Annotated in this window: 13 protein-coding genes and 2 tRNA genes; 3 read left to right on the plus strand and 12 right to left on the minus strand. The window is 60.0% G+C overall.

Annotation, left to right across the window (positions count from 1 at the left end):
* Positions 1-104: 104 nt before the first annotated feature.
* From tsaA to SLW74_RS01455, 3 genes are all read right to left on the minus strand, one after another.
* On the minus strand, positions 105-809 hold the full coding sequence (tsaA, locus tag SLW74_RS01445) for a tRNA (N6-threonylcarbamoyladenosine(37)-N6)-methyltransferase TrmO (protein WP_410927905.1): 705 nt from the start codon (positions 807-809) through the stop codon (positions 105-107).
* Between the two features lie 17 nt (positions 810-826).
* A complete protein-coding gene (locus SLW74_RS01450; RefSeq protein WP_074891250.1) occupies positions 827-1,288 on the minus strand; it encodes a DUF1456 family protein in 462 nt (153 codons plus the stop codon).
* Between the two features lie 70 nt (positions 1,289-1,358).
* Entirely contained in the window at positions 1,359-2,069 is a 711-nt protein-coding gene (locus tag SLW74_RS01455; RefSeq protein WP_065989772.1) for an rRNA pseudouridine synthase, read from the minus strand.
* Between the two features lie 162 nt (positions 2,070-2,231).
* Between SLW74_RS01455 and SLW74_RS01460 the strand changes: the two genes are divergently transcribed.
* Complete coding sequence (locus tag SLW74_RS01460) at positions 2,232-3,227, plus strand: alpha/beta fold hydrolase (protein WP_410927906.1); 996 nt, start codon at positions 2,232-2,234, stop codon at positions 3,225-3,227.
* Positions 3,228-3,238: 11 nt separating this feature from the next.
* Here SLW74_RS01460 and SLW74_RS01465 read toward each other — a convergent pair whose 3' ends face one another.
* Positions 3,239-3,691: a GNAT family N-acetyltransferase gene (locus SLW74_RS01465; protein ID WP_410927907.1), complete on the minus strand. Its 453-nt coding sequence runs from the start codon at positions 3,689-3,691 to the stop codon at positions 3,239-3,241.
* Positions 3,692-3,811: 120 nt separating this feature from the next.
* Positions 3,812-5,149, minus strand: a complete 1,338-nt coding sequence (rimO, locus tag SLW74_RS01470; protein WP_065989766.1) for a 30S ribosomal protein S12 methylthiotransferase RimO — start codon at positions 5,147-5,149, stop codon at positions 3,812-3,814.
* Positions 5,150-5,419: 270 nt separating this feature from the next.
* Here rimO and SLW74_RS01475 point away from each other — a divergent pair, with 270 nt between their 5' ends.
* Positions 5,420-7,318, plus strand: a complete 1,899-nt coding sequence (locus tag SLW74_RS01475; RefSeq protein WP_065989764.1) for a potassium transporter Kup — start codon at positions 5,420-5,422, stop codon at positions 7,316-7,318.
* A gap of 209 nt (positions 7,319-7,527) precedes the next feature.
* Here SLW74_RS01475 and SLW74_RS01480 read toward each other — a convergent pair whose 3' ends face one another.
* The 4 genes from SLW74_RS01480 to SLW74_RS01495 all read right to left on the minus strand — a co-directional run bounded on the left by SLW74_RS01480 (position 7,528) and on the right by SLW74_RS01495 (position 12,209).
* The gene (locus tag SLW74_RS01480) at positions 7,528-8,817 is read right to left on the minus strand and encodes a virulence factor family protein (RefSeq protein ID WP_192132128.1); all 1,290 of its coding nucleotides are present in this window, start codon (positions 8,815-8,817) and stop codon (positions 7,528-7,530) included.
* Positions 8,817-11,459 carry a bifunctional lysylphosphatidylglycerol flippase/synthetase MprF gene (gene mprF / locus SLW74_RS01485; RefSeq protein WP_065989761.1) on the minus strand — a complete coding sequence of 881 codons (2,643 nt, stop codon included), beginning with the start codon at positions 11,457-11,459 and terminating at the stop codon, positions 8,817-8,819. The genes SLW74_RS01480 and mprF overlap by 1 nt, the downstream gene beginning before the upstream one ends.
* A 329-nt stretch (positions 11,460-11,788) precedes the next feature.
* Positions 11,789-11,865: transfer RNA gene (locus tag SLW74_RS01490), tRNA-Met, on the minus strand.
* Positions 11,866-12,132: 267 nt separating this feature from the next.
* Positions 12,133-12,209 (minus strand) — tRNA-Met (locus tag SLW74_RS01495).
* A 237-nt stretch (positions 12,210-12,446) separates the two neighbouring features.
* Between SLW74_RS01495 and dinB the strand changes: the two genes are divergently transcribed.
* Positions 12,447-13,505, plus strand: coding sequence for a DNA polymerase IV (gene dinB, locus SLW74_RS01500; RefSeq protein WP_192132123.1), 1,059 nt, complete (start codon positions 12,447-12,449; stop codon positions 13,503-13,505).
* A 17-nt stretch (positions 13,506-13,522) separates the two neighbouring features.
* Here dinB and SLW74_RS01505 read toward each other — a convergent pair whose 3' ends face one another.
* The 3 genes from SLW74_RS01505 to SLW74_RS01515 all read right to left on the minus strand — a co-directional run bounded on the left by SLW74_RS01505 (position 13,523) and on the right by SLW74_RS01515 (position 17,798).
* Entirely contained in the window at positions 13,523-14,479 is a 957-nt protein-coding gene (locus SLW74_RS01505) for a hypothetical protein (protein ID WP_410927908.1), read from the minus strand.
* Between the two features lie 83 nt (positions 14,480-14,562).
* A complete protein-coding gene (locus tag SLW74_RS01510) occupies positions 14,563-16,278 on the minus strand; it encodes a proline--tRNA ligase (RefSeq protein WP_369319704.1) in 1,716 nt (571 codons plus the stop codon).
* 173 nt (positions 16,279-16,451) lie between these two features.
* On the minus strand, positions 16,452-17,798 hold the full coding sequence (locus SLW74_RS01515) for an OprD family porin (RefSeq protein WP_410927909.1): 1,347 nt from the start codon (positions 17,796-17,798) through the stop codon (positions 16,452-16,454).
* Between the last annotated feature and the right edge of the window lie 760 nt (positions 17,799-18,558).

Below are 18,558 nucleotides of genomic sequence, written 5' to 3' on the forward strand. Positions count from 1 at the left end.
CGGCGAATAGGTCAGTACAGGCACCCGCATTTTTGGGGTCTGAAAAAAACCGCCTGGAGGTCACGGACCAGGCGGTTTTTTTGTGGGCAGGCGTCAGTCGTTTATCAACCGGCGGCGGGAACCACCTCCAGCACGCAAATGACACCCGGCTGCGGATAGTGCCAGCGCACGTCCAGGTCCCAGAACTGCGCGCCGTAGCGGCGCTCTGGCGTGGGCGTCTGGTAGGCCGGTCGCGGGTCTTGAGCCAGGCACTGCTCGATCAGTTCGATCAGCGGTTCTTCGAGGCGCACCCCGTGTTCGCGGGCCTGGGCCAGCGCCGCATCCCCCCACTGCACCGGAATCAGCTCCGGCGCAGCGGCGGCCATGCCGTTGCGCGCATCAGCGATGACATCGGCGTAGGGCACGTAGGGTTTGACGTCCAGCACCGGCGTGCCGTCCAGCAGGTCGATGCCCGACAACCACAGGCGCCCGGCTTCGACCTTGTCCAGCTTGACCACCGACTGACCGATGCCGTTGGGCCGATGGGTGGCGCGCGTGGCGAACACGCCCATCGACTGATTGCCGCCCAGACGAGGAGGGCGCACCTTGAGTCGCGGTTTGTCCTCCAGGGCTTGATGAAACAGAAACAGCAGCCAGACATGGCTGACTTGTTCCAGGCCCTGCACGGCGTCACCCTGATCAAAGGGCGCGATCAACTCCAACACGCCCCGCGCGGCAGGCGCCAGTTGCGGCTGCCGGGGAATCGCAAACTTCTCTTTGAAGCACGAGCGCATGAAACCGATCGGCGAAACGCTGTAGGCCTGGGTCATCAACGGAGCTGCAGCGCTTAGCCGCGTACGCGCAGGGTCAGGCCGCGCAGGAAGTTGCGCAGCAACTGGTCGCCACAGACACGGTAGTTGGTGTGACCCGCCTTGCGAAACAGGGCGCTGAGTTCAGGCTTGGACACCGGGAACTCGGACGCCTTGAGGATCGCGTGCATGTCGTCTTCCTTCAGCTCGAAGGCCACACGCAGCTTTTTCAGAACGATGTTGTTGGTGATCGGCAGCTCGACAGGCAGCGGCGGGCGGCTCTCGTCCTTGCCGCGCTTGAAGAACACCAGACCGTCGAGGAAATGCGCCATGACCTCGTCGCTGCACGGCACGAAGCCTTCTTCTTCGTCTTTCTTCATGTAGGCCGCGACATCGGCCTTGGTCGCGTCGAACCCGCCGAGCTTGATGATATCGACCACTTTGGCGTCGTTGATATCAAGCATGTAACGGATGCTGCGCAGTACATCGTTGTTCATCATGGTGCGTGTATTTCCTGGGGATTCGCAGATGAGCGCCCGCGAGAGTCGATAGGCCGCTCAGAAAGGGGATTCAGAATTTTTCTTTGTCGTTCATGTAGCGCCATTGGCCTTCAGGCACCTTGCCGATGGACACGCCGCCGATACGAATACGTCGCACCGAAACAACCTTGAGACCCACCGCTTCGCACAGCTGGGCAATGACCCCGGGCTGCGGGTTTTTCATGGCGAAGCGCAGGCGGTTTTCGTTCTGCCAGCTGGCTTTGACCTTGGGCAGTTCCTTGCCCTTGTAGGTCATGCCGTGGTTCAGGCGGTTGAGGCCGTGGGCAACCATGTCGCCCGAGATCTCGACGACGTATTCCTGCTCGATCTTGCTGCGGTCGTCGGTGAGTTTGCGCAGGATTTTCCAGTCCTGGCTGAACACCATCAGGCCGCTGGCGTTGGCTTGCAGCGTGGAAATAGATTCCAGGCGCAGGAAGTGCCCTTTGAGCGGACGCCGGCCGATGCTGTGGTCGGCGGACAACGTACCTGGCGTGATCAGCGCCAGGGCGCTTTCAGGGGCCATGCCCGCCGGCGCGTTGAACAGCAGGGTGACGGATTCAGGGGTATCGGCTTTTGCTTCCGCATTCAGCACCACGGTCTGGTTTTCGACCTTGAACTGGGGCTCGTCGACGACAACGCCGTCCACCGTGACCCAGCCGCCTTCAATGAACAGCTCGGCTTCGCGCCGGGAGCAACCGACCAGCTCGATCAGGCGTTTGGAAAGGCGAATGGGGTCAGTCATGAGAAAAGCCGTAACAAAATGGAAAGGCGCCTATTGTACCCGCCCAGGCACCGTTAATCGCGGCCACATTGAAATTGGCGGGTGAATAAGCCTCCACTCGATGGATTTTTCCGGGAGCGACGCAGGTCTGCTCTCTATTCCTACATTGTCTGGAGCGAATTCATGACCAAATGGCTACCCGCACTGCTGATGACTGTCAGCTTGCCGCTACTCGCTGCGCAAACTCCATCCTATGGCCCGCAGCTGGAAGGCTTCCAGTATCCGTTCCCGGCGCAGAATTTCAGTTTCGAATCCCAGGGCGCGCCGGTGCAGATGGGTTACATGGACATCAAGCCGAGCGGCACTGCCAATGGACGCAGCGTCGTGCTGCTCCACGGCAAGAACTTTTGCGGCGCCACGTGGGAAGGCACTATCAAGGCGCTGACGGGCGCAGGTTATCGTGTGGTCGCGCCGGATCAGATCGGCTTCTGCCGCTCCAGCAAGCCGGCGGACTATAAATACACCTTCGAGCAACTGGCGCAGAACACCAAAGCGCTGCTGACCCAACTGGGCATCGATCACGTCACGGTGGTCGGGCATTCCATGGGCGGCATGCTGGCGACGCGCTTTGCGCTGATGTACCCCGAGCAAGTGGACCAGTTGCTGCTGGTCAACCCTATCGGTCTGGAAGACTGGAAAGCCAAAGGCGTACCGGATCGCAGCTTCGATGACTGGTATACCCGGGAGCTGAAGACCAACGCCGGCAGCATTCGCAAGTATCAGCAGTCGACCTATTACGCCAACGAATGGCGGCCCGAGTTCGATCACTGGGTCAATATGCAGGCCGGCATGTTCAACGGCAAAGGCAAAGAGGAGGTGGCGCGAGCTTCTGCCCAGACCTACGGGATGATCTTCAATCAGCCGGTGTTCTACGACTTCGAGAAATTGAAGATGCCGACCGTGTTGCTGATCGGCCAGAAGGACAATACCGCCATTGCCAAAGACGCAGCGCCTGAGGCATTGCGCAAGACGCTGGGCAATTACCCGGAGCTGGGCAAGGCCGCCGCCAAGCGCATTCCCCAGGCGACGCTGGTGGAGTTCGCCGGGTTGGGCCATGCGCCGCAGATTCAGGATCCGCAGCAGTTCAACAAGGTGCTGCTGGAAAGCCTGAAGCGTTGATTCGGTGTGCTTCAACTGATCCTGAGCCGCATCCGCAGCATCGGATGCGGCCGACCGAGTCCATCGACTTCCGCCCGGCCCACCACCTCAAACCCCTGCCGTTCATAAAAGCCCAGCGCCTGGGCGTTCTGCTCGTTCACGTCCAGCTCGGTGATGTGGAAATGCTCGATCGCGTAGTCCAGCAGTTGCTTGCCCAGGCCCATCCCACGGTGTTCAGGGGCGATAAACAGCATTTCGAGTTTGCCCGGCGTGGTGCCGGCAAAGCCAGTGATGCGCAGGTGCGAGTCCCGGGTGCAGAACAGGTTCACGGCGCCCAGGTATTGGGTTTCCAGCAGATGCCGCAGCAGCGTGATGTAGTTCTCCGGCAGAAAGTCATGGGTCGCGCGCACGGAGGCTTCCCAGACCCGGGTGAGTTCGGCGAAGTCGTGCTGCCTGGGCAGATAGATGACCGAGTGCCGGACCATATTGCCGCTGCTCCCTGGGTAGTGATCCTGATGTGGGGACGATAGCCAGAAAAAACAAACCCCGCCGTTTTACGGGCAGGGCTGTTGGAGGTGAAGCGCTGTCGAGCTGGAAATTGAGCCTTAGATCGGCTCAGCCCACAGGTCGTACTCATCGGCATCTACAACGCGGCACATAACTTTGTCGCCTGGCTTGAAGTCACGGTCGCTTTCGACAAACACATTGCCGTCGATTTCCGGCGCGTCGAAGAATGAACGACCGACGAAACCCTGTTCATCCACTTCGTCGATCAGCACTTCGATTTCCTTGCCGATTTTCATCTGCAGGCGCGCGGCGCTGATGGCTTGCTGGTGCGCCATGAAGCGGTCCCAGCGATCCTGCTTGATGTCGTCCGGCACGATCGGCGCATCCAGCAGATTCGCCGGTGCACCCTCGACAGGGGAGTACTGGAAGCAACCGACGCGGTCGAGCTGGGCTTCAGTCAGCCAGTCCAGCAGGTACTGGAAGTCTTCTTCGGTTTCGCCCGGGAAGCCGACGATGAAGGTCGAACGGATGATCAGGTCCGGGCACTGCTCGCGCCAGTTCTTGATGCGCGCCAGGGTCTTGTCTTCGAAGGCCGGGCGTTTCATCAGCTTGAGGATCTTCGGGCTGGCGTGCTGGAACGGGATGTCCAGGTACGGCAGGATCTTGCCCGCCGCCATCAACGGAATGATCTCGTCGACGTGCGGGTACGGGTAAACGTAGTGCAGGCGCACCCACACACCCAGCGAACTCAGCGCCTGGCACAGCTCGGTCATGCGCGTGCGCACCGGCTGACCGTTCCAGAAACCGGTGCGGTATTTGATGTCGACGCCGTAGGCGCTGGTGTCCTGGGAAATCACCAGCAGCTCTTTCACGCCGGCTTTGACCAGCCGCTGGGCTTCGTCGAGCACGTCGCCAATCGGGCGGCTGACCAGCTTGCCGCGCATGGACGGGATGATGCAGAAACTGCAGCTGTGGTTGCAGCCTTCGGATATCTTCAGGTACGCGTAATGACGGGGAGTCAGCTTGACCCCTTGCGGCGGTACCAGATCGATCAGCGGGTTGTGATCGAGCTTGGGCGGCGCGGCGTCATGGACGGCATTGACCACTTGCTCATACTGCTGCGGACCGGTCACGGCCAGTACGCTCGGGTGCACGTTGCGGATGACGCTTTCGTCGACGCCCATGCAGCCGGTGACGATCACTTTGCCGTTCTCGGCCAGCGCTTCGCCGATGGTCTCGAGGGATTCGGCCTTGGCGCTGTCGATGAAACCGCAGGTGTTGACCACGACCACGTCAGCGTCCTGGTAGGTCGGAACGACCTGATAGCCTTCCATGCGCAGCTGAGTCAGGATGCGCTCGGAATCGACCAGGGCCTTCGGGCAACCGAGGCTGACAAAGCCGACCTTCGGGGCGGCGGACGTGGTGACGGTGGACATTGACTAACCTCGGCGTAGGATGCCCGGCGAATAGCCGAAGCATTGACTGGGCGCTTGGGGCGCCTCTGATCAAAAAGTGCGCAATTCTAGCGGCGCGTCGAACGATTGACCAGTGTTATACAGAGAATTACGACGAGTGCTGCGCTATGCTTCGCGGCGTTACGCCCGGCGCCCCAAGTGGGCCGGGCGCATCGGAATTTACCGGTGCGGCGCAGGTCAATCCGACAACGCCGGATCGCGGTGATCGAGTCATGGTTTCAGGAGTGGTAAATGGGTCACGCAACGAGTCAGGCAGGGGTCGGGCATTCTTCGGCAAAACCGCTGAGTCTGCTGGTGGGCGCGGTGGGTGTAGCCTATGGCGACATCGGTACCAGCCCGCTGTACACCATTAAAGAAGTGTTCGTCGGCGGCTACGGCGTGCAAGCCGGTCACGACGCCGTACTGGGCATTCTGTCGCTGATCTTCTGGTCACTGATCTGGGTGGTCTCCTTCAAATACATGGCCTTGGTGCTGCGTGCCGACAATGACGGCGAAGGCGGCATCATGGCGCTCACGGCGCTGGCGCGAAGGGCTTCAGCCAAATACCCGAAGCTGCAGGCGAGCATGATCGTCTTTGGCCTGTTCGGCGCAGCGCTGTTTTACGGCGACAGCATGATCACCCCGGCGATTTCCGTGTTGTCGGCGGTCGAAGGCATGGAGCTGGCATTTGACGGGCTTGAGCACTGGGTGGTGCCCATTTCTCTTGTTGTGCTGGTGGCGCTGTTTCTGATTCAGCGTCACGGCACCGCGCGGATCGGCGTGATGTTTGGCCCGATCATGGTGCTGTGGTTCGTGACCCTCGGCGTGCTCGGTGTCCACGGCATCCTCCAGCAGCCGGAAGTGCTGCACGCGGTCAATCCGGTGTGGGCGGTTCGCTTCTTTATCGATCATCCCGGCATTGGCGTATCGGTCCTGGGCGCCGTAGTACTCGCACTGACCGGCGCCGAGGCGCTGTACGCGGACATGGGCCACTTCGGTCGCAAGCCGATCTCGCGCGCGTGGTTCGCGCTGGTATTGCCGGCGCTGGTGCTGAACTACTTCGGTCAGGGCGCCCTGGTGATCCAGGACCCGGAAGCGGTGCGCAACCCGTTCTACCTCCTGGCGCCGAGTTGGGCCTTGTTGCCTTTGATCGCGCTGTCGACCCTGGCGACCATTATTGCTTCGCAGGCGGTGATCTCCGGGGCGTTCTCGATGACGCTGCAGGCGATTCAGCTCGGCTATATCCCGCGCATGTACATCCAGCACACCTCAAGCGACGCCCAAGGGCAGATCTACATCGGCGCGGTGAACTGGGCGCTGATGGTCGGGGTAATCCTGCTGGTGCTGGGCTTTGAGTCTTCCGGCGCGCTGGCCTCGGCGTACGGCGTGGCGGTGACCGGCACGATGCTCTGCACGACGATTCTGGTGGCGGCGGTCATGCTGCTGGCCTGGAAGTGGCCACCGCTGATCGCGGTGCCGATTTTGGCCGGATGCCTGTTCGTGGACGGCATGTTCTTCGCGGCGAACGTGCCAAAAGTCCTGCAGGGCGGGGCGTTCCCGTTCCTGGCGGGCATTGCGCTGTTCATCCTGATGACCACCTGGAAGCGCGGCAAGCAGCTGCTGGTGGACCGCATCGACGAAGGGGGTCTGCCGCTGCCGATCTTCATCAGCAGTATTCGCGTGCAGCCGCCCCATCGCGTTCAGGGTACGGCAGTGTTTCTGACGGCGCGTGCGGACGCCGTGCCCCATGCGCTGTTGCATAATTTGCTGCACAACCAGGTGCTGCATGAACAAGTTGTATTGCTGACCGTTGTGTACGAAGACGCCCCGCGCGTGCCGGCAGCGCAACGCTTCGAGGTCGAGGCGTTTGGCGAGGGCTTCTATCGCGTGATTCTGCACTTCGGCTTCATCGATGAGCCGGACGTGCCGGCGGCCCTCAGCCTGTGTCACCTGAAGGAGCTGGACTTCAGTCCGATGCGCACGACCTACTTCCTCAGTCGCGAAACCGTGGTCTCGTCGAAACTGGAGGGCATGGCCCGCTGGCGCGAGGGTCTGTTCGCGTTCATGCTGAAGAACGCCAACGGCAATCTGAGGTTCTTCAAGCTGCCATTTAACCGGGTGATCGAACTGGGTACGCAGGTGGAGATGTAATCAGCTCCGTTTCGGTGCGATGGGGTTTAACCGGGAATGTGTCGGGTGTCACGACGCGAGATTGATGGCGTACATACAGGCCTCTGCCCGGCTGACGTCGATCCCCCGGGGATGAAACGTATCCCAGATGCTAACCGGCTTGAGCAGACCCCGAAAACAAAAAAATCCCCGCACTCGCAAGAGCGCGGGGATTTTTTATGGGTGCTGGATTACTCGGCGGCGGGCTCTTTGCCCTTCCACTTGTCGATCACCGCACTCAAGCGCTTGGCCAGGGCAGGGTAGTCTTCGTCAAAGTGATGGCCACCGGGCAGCTGCATCTTCTCGCCGGGCGCAGTGGCTTCGGTGCAGCCGCTTTCGTCCTTCTCTTCGATGCCGTAGACGCACAACACCTTGTCGCCGGGCAGCTTGGCCATTTCAGGCCCTGTCGCGGCTTCTTTACCGGCAGCGCCCAACCACCCTTCAACAGCGATCTCGAAGCTGCCGGTGCGGGCGAAGGCGAGCAGGATGATCCCGTCGACCCGCGCCTTGTCTTCTTCCGGCAAGCGGTTGTAGATCGCGGGCAGCACATCGGCGCCGAAGGAGTAGCCGGCAAGGACGAAGTGCTTGGCACCCCATTTCTGCCGGTAGTGGGCCATCAGCTCGCTGAGATCAGCGGCGGTCTGTTCAGGCGATTTGTGCTCCCAGTAATAACGCAGCGTGTCGATGCCGACGACCGGGTAGCCGCCCATTTTCGCCATGTCGCCTGCCACGTCCTTGTCCAGGTCGCGCCAGCCGCCGTCGCCGGACAGAAACAGCGTCACCGTGTCGGAGGGCTGTGAAGACGGCACCTCAACCACAGGAATGTTCAGGCCGCCGTTGTCATCACCACCAATCAGGCGACGGCGCACTTCGTTGTTCAGCACCTGCGGGTATTTGATGTCGTAATCGCTGATGCTGGTTTCGGTGTTGGGTGCGTCACGGACCAGCGTGGCGCTTTCGTCGTCAGGCCCATCGTTCCAGGCGACCGTCCACTTGCCGTGGGCGGCGGCTTTCGGCACAGGATCGGTGCAGCCCGGCTGATCGCGCACGAAGCCGACCGAGATGGCCCGGGCGTTGTCGTTGTTCTGACCGGCCAGCCAGCGCCAGGCCACCGAAGCACCAGGCCCGACACCGGCGACCAGATCAGGGGCACCGTCGAGCTTCTGCAGCGCAGCATTGAAGGTCTTGGCCTGAAGCTGACAGTCATCCTTCGGCAGTGTCACTTGGATCACACGAGCGGAAGCGTCGTAGCTCAGGGCGAGCAGTTGCTTCTCGGTCAGTGATTCTTCGGCGGTGACGGCCAGGGCGACTTGGGTTTTCACCTTGGTCGAGGGCACTACACGGATCAGCGCAGAGCCGTCGTCCAGGGTGATGTGTTCAAGGGTCGGTTGCGCGGCGGGGCGGTTCCACAGCCAGAAACCCAATGCCACCACCAGAATTACCAGGGCTGCGAGCAAAAAGCGCCAGTAGCGTTGAATCATCAGCGTTTCACCAATCCAGTCAGGCCGCCCGCGATCAGGGCGGCGGTATCTGCCAGTGCCACCAGCGGATCAAGTCCTGCGGGCACGGCCATATAACGAGGTTCCCAGTCAGGCTGGAATTTGTCTTTGAAACGGCGCAGCCCCTGGAAGTTGTAGAGCTGTTCGCCACGGCTGAACACCATCGAACCCAGACGCTGGGTCAGAGGTGCGCCACGCCGCGGTTGCAGCCCGGACAACGGCACCATGCCGAGGCTGAAGCGGGCGTAACCTTCTTTTTTGTAATGCAGGATCAGCCCGACCATCATGAATTCCATGGTCAGCTTTGGCGCTTCCGGGTGCGAGCGCATCAGGTCCAGGCTCGCCAGATCATTGCGCGAGGTCTCCAGCAGATTGGAGAACGCGACCGGCTTGCCCTGGAAATGGACGATGGCGATACGGAAATGCTTGAGGTACTCCAGGCTGAAGCGGCCCAGCGAGAAGCCTTTCTCGCGCACGTTCTTGCCCATTAGCCACGCATCGGAAATCACTTTGAGCTCATCCATGGGCGCTTGACCCACTTCATAGATTTCCAGCGACAGACCGTCGCGCCCACCCCGGTTCCAGGTGTAGCGCAGGTCCTTCATTTCCTTGCCCTTGGCTTCGATATCGAACTTGTGCAGATCCACCCGGGCTTCTTCGCCCAGCTTGATAGCAGTCAGGCCGATGTCCATGTAGAACGGCAGGTTCTCGGCGCGCACCTGATAGAACACAGGGCGGGCATGGTGAACGTCGCACAGATCGCGGAACTGCCAGATCAGCTCGGCCCGTTGCTGGGTCGGGCCAATCGGGTCGTACAACGCAACCAGGCTGCGGCCACGATGGGCGTACATCAGAAAGGCGTTGCCGTCCGGGTGCATCAGCACCGCTTTGTCGCCGGTGAGGACCAGACCACCATCGGGCTGGCTGGACGCTTTGATGATCTCTGCCGCTTTGGCCAGTTGCGCCTCGTCAGGCAGGTTGATCACAGGGCGAGCGGTGCGCAGCAACCAGGTCAGCGAGACGATCAACAGCAACACCGCGCTGCCCAGTGCCGAACGCAGCCCGCGAGGGGCGTCGGCGTCCAGGGTGAATTGCCACCACAACTGATGGCTGTAGGGCACGTCCTGGTAGGCGAACAGCAGCAACCAGACCGAAGCGCCCAGCACGCAAACACTGGCGACCAGATACAGCGGCGAAAACGGCAGCTCCAGCAAACGACTCGGGCGGTAGAACGAGCGCCGGAAGATCGCCAACAGGCACGCGGTCAGGAGCAGCAGGCTCGCTTCTTCCCAGTCGAAGCCCTTGAGGATAGACAGGATGGAGCCCACAAACAGCAGAATCGTGGTCAGCATCCATGCCGCGGAGAGGCGACGACGCAGGCCCTGGGCAAGCAGCAGGCAGAGCACGCCAATCAGGCTGGCGCCGAAGTGAGAAGCGTCGATCAGTCGATGGGGAATGAGGAACCCGAGACTCTCCAGACGGGTATCAATCTCGGGCGTGGAGCCGGAAAACAGCAGTACCACGCCGGAGAGGAACACCAGCAACGCCAGAATCGGGGCGCCAAGGCCTGATGCAACACGCATGGCCTGTTGCGCGAAAAGCAGTCGCTTGGCCTCACTGTAGAGCAGCACCAGACACGCGATCAGCAGTGGCATCACCACGTAAATCAGGCGGTACAGCAGCAGCGCGGCAGCCAACGGTGCAGCGCCCAGTTCGTCGGCAAATGCGGCGAGCAGAATGGCTTCAAAGACGCCGACTCCACCGGGCACGTGGCTGAGAACACCGGCGGCCAAGGCCAGCAGGTAAACCAGCAGGAAAGCGCCGAAGGGTGGGGCGGAGGGCAGCAACAGATAAAGGACGGCCGCAGCGGCTGCAACGTCCAGCGCGGTGATCACCAGCTGCATCAGCGTCAGGCGCACGCCAGGCAAACGCAGCGTTCGGCGGCCGGCGCGCACCAGCAAGTTATGCGGGATCGTCTGTTCCGGCAGACGTCGGCGATAAATGGCATAACCCAGGATTGCGCTGATGGCCAACACCGCCACCGCCACGGTGGCCAGCACCGGCACCGACACATGCAGCGCCAGCGAAGCGGCGGGCAGGTCGCTCAAGGTCGCCAGGGCCGCCAGCGGGGGAAGTGCGCAACCCAGTGACAGGCTGGCGAACAGGGTCATGTGGGCAACTTCGCCCGCACCCACTCCCAGTCGCGAATAAAGACGGTAACGAACCGAGCCGCCGGACAACATTGACAGGCCTACGGCGTTGCCGATGGCGAACGCGCAAAACCCGCCCATGATCAGCGACTTCGGTGGCAGATCGACATTGGCGTAGCGACTCGCGGACCACTCGTAGCCCAGCAGAATCACAAAGCCGATCGCCGTCGCCAGCACCGCGCCCGCCAGAGAAGGCAGCGGCACGCTGAGCAGCGAATCCTGCAGGGCGTAGATGTCCAGCTCGGTCAGCATGTGCCGGCAGGCGATCAGGGCGACGGCGAACAAAAGGATGGTGACGCCCAACCCGATGGGTTGACGGTACTTGCTCACCAGTTCGCGTGGGCGCAATCGTTTCGGGGGAGCCGGAGGATGCTCCGTCACTGCTTCATTTGTGTCGGACGGGTTGGCGCGCATCAATCACTCCTTGGATCGTGCGCGACAGGATGGAGGTATACAGCCAAGTTACCAATCCCTACGCAAAAAATAATTCAGGATGTTAGCGCTTCAACGTCTAACGGGCGAATACCACGGGTACGTATCAGTGACCGTTCAGTCTAGGTTCAGTCGCTGGCCAGCGTATCGGCAGGGGCGATTAAAACTATTGCCCCGGCAACATACAGTAACAAGACCTCTCGGATGAACGCACCCCGGTAATGGGATGTGACAAGGATTCCGACCCGCTGTTCGTGAGCTTTCAGCGAGGCAAAAAAAAGGCCACTCTTTCGAGTAGCCTTTTTAGATGTTGGTTGCGGGAGCCGGATTTGAACCGACGACCTTCGGGTTATGAGCCCGACGAGCTACCAGACTGCTCCATCCCGCGTCTGTGTGGCGGCATTCTACAGTCGAACGACAAAGTGTCAACCTTTAATGCCAAGGATCGACAAAATAACCGTATCGGGAGCGTTGGGTCGCCTAAGTGGCGGTTGGACAAGGCTTTTATCGAAATCCGCGCCGAAGGGCAGGTCGCCGTCATCCATGGACCCGGTTTAATTCATATGAAGAGGTGAGGGGGGTAACGATGGGGGCGGGCTTGCTCAAACAGCGGCCACAAAAAAGGCCACTCTTTCGAGTAGCCTTTTTTGATGTTTGGTTGCGGGAGCCGGATTTGAACCGACGACCTTCGGGTTATGAGCCCGACGAGCTACCAGACTGCTCCATCCCGCGTCTGTGTGGCGGCATTCTACAGAGGATCGCCGGGGTGTCAAGCAATCGGCAGAAAAAAATGCTTTTTCTTCAAGCGGTTAGCGTGGCGGGTGGGACGGATATCGGTGGCGCGCCTCGGTTTAGGGGTATTTTGGCTGGTTGGGTGGCGCGCACATTCCGTAGGGAGCGAGGCTTATTAAGTGTCAGAAAGTCGCGTGAATGAGATACTGCGCGACCGTTTTCCTACGACCCCATGTGATGCCGCAGCGCAAAATCATCCATATCGACTGTGATTGCTTCTACGCCGCGATTGAGATGCGCGATGACCCGCGCCTGGCCGGCAAGCCCCTTGCAGTGGGTGGGTCGGCAGAACGGCGGGGTGTGATCGCCACCTGCAACTATGAGGCCCGGGCCTACGGCATTCGCTCCGCGATGTCATCCCGTCATGCGCTGACACTGTGCCCGGACCTCACCATCGTCAAACCGAGGATGGATGCCTATAAAGAAGCATCGAAAGAGATCCAGACGATCTTCCGCGACTACACCGACCTGATCGAGCCGCTGTCGCTGGATGAGGCTTATCTGGATGTCACGGAATGCGAGCATTTTGCCGGCAGCGCGACGCGCATCGCCCAGGACATTCGGCGGCGGGTCTCCAATCAGCTGCACATCACGGTTTCCGCCGGCGTTGCCCCGAACAAGTTTCTGGCCAAGATCGCCAGTGACTGGAAAAAGCCCAACGGGCTGTTCGTGATCACGCCTGATCAGATTGAAGACTTCGTCGCCCAGTTGCCAGTGTCCAAATTGCACGGTGTCGGCAAAGTCACCGCCGACAAGCTTGGCCGCCTCGGCATCATCACCTGCACCGATCTGCGCGGCTGGAGCAAGTTGTCGCTGGTGCGGGAATTCGGCTCGTTCGGCGAGCGGCTGTGGAATCTGGCCCATGGTGTGGATGAGCGTCCCGTGCAGAACGACAATCGGCGCCAGTCGGTCAGCGTCGAAAACACCTACGACACCGATCTGCCGGACCTCGCCAGTTGTTTGCTGATGTTGCCGGCGTTGTTGGAAACGTTGAACGACCGCATCGGGCGGATCGACAGCCTTTACCGCCCCGGCAAGCCGTTCGTGAAGGTCAAGTTTCACGACTTCACCCAAACGACGCTGGAACAGGCGGGGGCAGGGCGGGACTTGAGCAGTTACGAGCAACTGCTGACCCAGGCGTTCGCACGCGGTGGCAAGCCTGTGCGATTGCTGGGAATCGGCGTGCGTCTGCATGACCTTCGTGCTGCCCATGAACAGCTGGAGTTGTTCAGCTGAGGCTGGTTCAGGCCAGGTTATTCGCTGCCCGGCGGCACTGCGACCAGTCGACCGGCGTCTTTTGCCAGTGACCGAAGGAATTCGTGCTGCAACTGCGGATCGTTGCGGGTCAGTTCGATCAATGACTGTTCCAGCTCACTGGCTTCTTCTTCCAGGCCCAGCTCGGACAGACGCTTGACGCGATGCACCCACTGGCTGACTTCGTCGTCTTCCAGATCGTCGTAAATCAGGTCATGGGCTTCAATCAGCTTGCCGCGCAGTGATTTGCTCAGCGGCAGTGTGGCAGTTGCCTGGACGTTGCTCTGGTCATCCTGAACCTTGATGTTCAGCTGGGTGACATAACTCAGGTTCTGCTCGGCGAACGGGCTGTCCAGCAGATTCACCCGCAGCACGCCGTTACGGTCCGTATTCAGCTCGTGGGCCTCTTTGCCCGCAGTGACTTCAACCGGCGCTTCACTCCACGGCAGGCTCGAATGCTCGACGCGATGATCGCGCTGCACCTCGTCGATACCGGCCAGGTTCTGTTGAGCGCGTCCATGGGAGGGTGCATTCATGAACGGGTTGACGCCCGCGACCCCGTAAGTGAGCCAGTCCTTGGTGACACTGTCCGGCAGGCTGCCGAACGTCAGCACGTTGACCACGTTGGCGCCGACGCCCGCGACGATGGCCACGGCGCCCAGGGGGATTTCATAGACTTCCCGCCAAGGCTGATACGGCGTGTACCGGTCGTAGTGGCGGGTGACTTCGAATTCAGTGATGTCGAAGGTTTTCAGCTCGTGGATGCGTATCCGGCGCTGGGGCAATTCCAGCGTCTTGGGCTCGCCAAGGTCGACCTGAAAACTGTGGTCGAGCAATTTGCGCTCGACACGTTCTTCATGCTCGCTGCGCTGGGACAGATGATTGGCACAGCCGCCGAGAACCAGGCTGGTGCACAACACAGTGCCCGCGAGACGTGAGGTATTTCGCTTGAACATGAGATCTCTAGGTGCAGGTAAGGCGCATCGCAGAGGCGTGGCGGATGAAAGCGCGCCTGCACAATCGCAGGCGCGCCATCCGGTCAGCGCTTGATCCGGTCCTTGATGAAAGACAACACATCGGCAACAGGCAGGGCCTGCGCTTCGGCTTCGGTGCGGCTCTTGTATTCGAGGTTGCCCTCAGCAAGACCACGGTCACTGACCACGATGCGATGCGGAATGCCGATCAGTTCCATGTCGGCAAACTTGATCCCCGGGCTGGTCTTCTTGTCGCGGTCATCCAGCAACACTTCGAAGCCCGCCGCCGTCAGTTCGGCGTACAGCTTGTCGGTTGCCTCTTTGACTGCATCGGTTTCGTAGCGCAGCGGCACGAGGGCGATCTGGAAAGGCGCGAGCGCGTCGCTCCAGATGATGCCGTTTGCGTCGTTGTTCTGCTCGATCGCAGCCGCCACAACGCGGGACACACCAATGCCGTAGCAACCCATGGTCAGGGTGACCGGCTTGCCGTTCTCGCCCAGCACCTGGCACTTCATCGCGTCGCTGTACTGGGTGCCCAGCTGGAAGATGTGCCCGACTTCGATGCCGCGCTTGATGATCACATTGCCCTGACCGTCAGGGCTTGGGTCGCCGGCGACGACGTTACGCAGGTCAGCCACGGCGGGAACCGGCAGGTCCCGTTCCCAGTTGACGCCGAAGTAGTGCTTGTCATCGATGTTCGCGCCAATGCCGAAGTCGCTCATCAGCTCCACCGAGCGGTCGATGATGCACGGCAGCGGCAGATTCAGCGGGCCGAGGGAGCCCGCGCCGGCGCCGATGGCGTCACGCAGTTCGGCTTCGGAGGCCATGACCAGCGGGCTGGCGACTTGCTCCAGATTGGACGCCTTGATTTCGTTGAGCTCGTGATCGCCACGGATGATCAGCGCAATCAGCTTGCCTTCCTCGGCAGCATGCACAACGAGGGTCTTGACGGTCTTTTCGATCGGCAGATTGAACTGCTCGACCAGGGCCGCGATGGTCTTGGCGTCGGGGGTGTCGACAAGGCGCAGTTCTTCAGTCGGGGCAGGGCGGCTGGCCTCGCGCGGAATGGCTTCGGCTTTTTCGATGTTGGCGGCGTAGTCGGAGGTGTCGCTGAATACGATGTCGTCTTCGCCGGACTCCGCCAGTACGTGGAACTCATGGGAGCCCGCACCACCAATGGAGCCGTTGTCAGCCACCACAGGGCGGAAGTTCAGGCCCAGGCGGGTAAACACGTTGCAGTACGCCTGATGCATACGGTCGTAGGTTTCCTGAAGGGAATCCTGGGTCGCATGGAAGGAATAGGCGTCCTTCATGATGAATTCGCGGCCGCGCATCAAACCGAAGCGCGGGCGGATTTCGTCACGGAATTTGGTCTGGATCTGGTACATGTTGATCGGCAGCTGTTTATAGCTGTTGAGCTCGTTGCGGGCCAGATCGGTGATGACTTCTTCGTGGGTCGGGCCCGCGCAGAATTCGCGATCATGACGGTCTTTCAGGCGCAACAGCTCAGGGCCGTACTGTTCCCAGCGGCCCGATTCCTGCCAAAGCTCTGCCGGTTGAATGCCCGGCATCAATACTTCCAGCGCGCCCGCTGCGTTCATTTCTTCACGAACCACCGCTTCGACCTTGCGCAATACCCGCAGGCCCATGGGGAGCCAGGTGTAGAGACCGGAGGCAAGTTTGCGAATCATGCCGGCACGAAGCATCAGCTGATGGCTGATCACGACCGCATCGGATGGCGTTTCTTTCTGTGTGGCGAGCAAATATTGACTGGTACGCATGGTCGGCCGTTGTCGGTTGCGGTGACTGGGAAATGACCCGGCATTGTACGGTGGTGGTATCGCTGAGTACAGGCCGGACGGGCGCCGCAAGGGGAGGGATTGTCAACCGTGCGCCCATGAAAAAGCCCGGCGCGAAGGCCGGGCTTTTCGATAACGAGTGTCAGACAGTGCGATTACAGGACCGAAATCGGGTAGTCGACGATCAGACGGAACTCGTTGACATCACCTTCGCCTTCGTCGGCATTGGCGCGGTGCCACGCTTGACGAATACGGAACGACAGGTCTTTGGCCGGGCCAGCTTGAACGACGTATTTGGCCTCGACGTTTGTTTCATGGTGGCTGCCGTCAGCACCATAAAGACCGGTGTAAGAGCTGTTGGATGGAGTATGAGTACCATCAATGTTGGTACCGCTGACGTAACGGGCCATGAAGCTCAGGCCGGCCACACCGTAGGGCGCCATGTTCAGGTCGTAACGACCTTGCCACGATCTCTCGCCCGGAGCGTTGAAGTCGGAGTATTGAATCGAGTTCGCAAGGAAGATCGAGTCGCCGCCTTTATTATTGTCGCCGATACCGATGTAGTCGAACGGCGTATCACCGTTAACTTTCTGGAAGGCGAGTGTCAACGTATGCGCAGCCAGGAAGGAGTAAGCAGCCGAGCCCGACCATGCGGTGTTGCTGATAGTGCCAGCTTTGGCACTGCCGGTATCTTTTGTGTTGTAGATGTTGAAGTCGAACGCCAGGGCTTGGTCGTCAGTTAACGGCAGCGCGTAGTTGATGTTGCCGTAGTACTGGTTCCAAACGTCTTCCAATTTGGCGTAGTAGAAACCAACGCCCAGATTGTCGGTGATGGAGTATTTACCACCGCCGAAGTCGGCAGTTTTCGCTTCCACCGCTGCGTAAGTTGCAAAAATGCCGCCGTCATGGCTGGTATCGTTCTGGCTGGTGCCCGAATAGAAATGCCCGGCTTCAACATCGAGACCTTTGATCTCGCTGCTCTGCAGGCTGAGGCCGCTGGCGGTCTGTGGCAACAAGCGAGAGCCACCCACCGCGAACACTGGGTTCTGAGGCTGCATGTCACCGATCTTGAGTTCGGTTTTGGAAATCCGGAACTTGGCGGCGGCACCGGCTTTGCCGAAGCTGTCGTGGTTGTCGCGGAAGCCGTCGGAATTCGGTGTGGTGTCCAGCGTCAGGTTGCCAGAACCCGAGTGCTTGTCGTCGCCGCTAAGTTTGAAGCCTGCATAACCAAAGGCGTCGACACCTACGCCGATCAGACCCTGGGTGTAACCCGAAGTGAAGTTGCCCCAGAATCCCTGAGTCCAGTCACGTTGGTCTTTGCGACCTTCGTCGTGCAGGATGTGGCGGTTGAAATAGTAGTTACGAGCCTTAACATCCAGCTTGCTCCCCTCTACAAAACCAGTTGCTTCGGACTGATCGCTTACGAATGCCGCAGCCGATGCCAATTGGGTGCTGGCTGCAGTAACTGCCAGTGCGATTGCGCTCCACTTCATCACTCTCATCGTGACTTTGCTCCTTTGGTTTTTAAGAAGAGTACTGCCGTCCACCTGTTTTTTTATCTGGCCGGCTTCTTTCTTTTTGGTGTCGGCGAAATCTACAACACGCTGACATTATTGGCGATAGTGACAAACCTATCCTTTCAGTTTCTTTACGGCCTTGTCGCCGCCAGCTTTGTCCATGTCGCTACTGAACAGCTCCTGTTTATTCAACCGTGCGCTACCGGGTCACTGTGGACGCTGAATTCATTCATCACTCACCGAATCCAGCCGCTCCAGCTACCTTGTCAAACGACGTTGAGTCCGTTCGGGTCCGGCCTGTCTTTCGACGCGCTCGTCTTCAAGCTTGTGTGTGACAAAGCAACAACCGTGCACAAAATTTCGACGAACATGAAAAAAATGTCGAAAGCGGTGAGGAAACATTCGATGTAGCCCTTAACCCACTGAATTAAAACGATAAAAATATTTTAGATAGCCTGCTTTGTAACATCAGTTGCCTTGAGGATAACGCGGGCAAATGTCACTGGCGTTACCTGTTACCCCTCCGGAGTGGGTAAATCGCGGATAGCTGTCACATATTCGCGCCTCATCTGAGTCTTTTTGGTGCGTCGTCCGGCGAAGTTGCCTGCGTTTGGTTCTCTCGGATCGGAGTCGGCTTGATGCCAGGCGTTATGCCGGTAGGGTCAGTGTCTAAAATTGAGCGTGAGGCCCGAGTTCAAAGGGTTTGTCCGAAATCCGGTGCTTGATTCGCAGCGATCAACGCGGG

It is taken from the genome of Pseudomonas sp. W5-36 (assembly GCF_046540455.1).
In the GTDB taxonomy this organism is placed as follows: domain Bacteria; phylum Pseudomonadota; class Gammaproteobacteria; order Pseudomonadales; family Pseudomonadaceae; genus Aquipseudomonas; species Aquipseudomonas graminis_B.

Coding starts and splice junctions, on each gene's coding strand:
- dinB (WP_192132123.1), top strand. CDS start 12,447: ATGCCGCAGCGCAAAATCATCCATATCGACTGTGATTGCTTCTACGCC.
- SLW74_RS01505 (WP_410927908.1), bottom strand. CDS start 14,479: ATGTTCAAGCGAAATACCTCACGTCTCGCGGGCACTGTGTTGTGCACC.
- SLW74_RS01450 (WP_074891250.1), bottom strand. CDS start 1,288: ATGATGAACAACGATGTACTGCGCAGCATCCGTTACATGCTTGATATC.
- SLW74_RS01480 (WP_192132128.1), bottom strand. CDS start 8,817: ATGATTCAACGCTACTGGCGCTTTTTGCTCGCAGCCCTGGTAATTCTG.
- SLW74_RS01465 (WP_410927907.1), bottom strand. CDS start 3,691: ATGGTCCGGCACTCGGTCATCTATCTGCCCAGGCAGCACGACTTCGCC.
- rimO (WP_065989766.1), bottom strand. CDS start 5,149: ATGTCCACCGTCACCACGTCCGCCGCCCCGAAGGTCGGCTTTGTCAGC.
- SLW74_RS01455 (WP_065989772.1), bottom strand. CDS start 2,069: ATGACTGACCCCATTCGCCTTTCCAAACGCCTGATCGAGCTGGTCGGT.
- SLW74_RS01510 (WP_369319704.1), bottom strand. CDS start 16,278: ATGCGTACCAGTCAATATTTGCTCGCCACACAGAAAGAAACGCCATCC.
- mprF (WP_065989761.1), bottom strand. CDS start 11,459: ATGCGCGCCAACCCGTCCGACACAAATGAAGCAGTGACGGAGCATCCT.
- SLW74_RS01475 (WP_065989764.1), top strand. CDS start 5,420: ATGGGTCACGCAACGAGTCAGGCAGGGGTCGGGCATTCTTCGGCAAAA.
- SLW74_RS01460 (WP_410927906.1), top strand. CDS start 2,232: ATGACCAAATGGCTACCCGCACTGCTGATGACTGTCAGCTTGCCGCTA.
- tsaA (WP_410927905.1), bottom strand. CDS start 809: ATGACCCAGGCCTACAGCGTTTCGCCGATCGGTTTCATGCGCTCGTGC.
- SLW74_RS01515 (WP_410927909.1), bottom strand. CDS start 17,798: ATGAGAGTGATGAAGTGGAGCGCAATCGCACTGGCAGTTACTGCAGCC.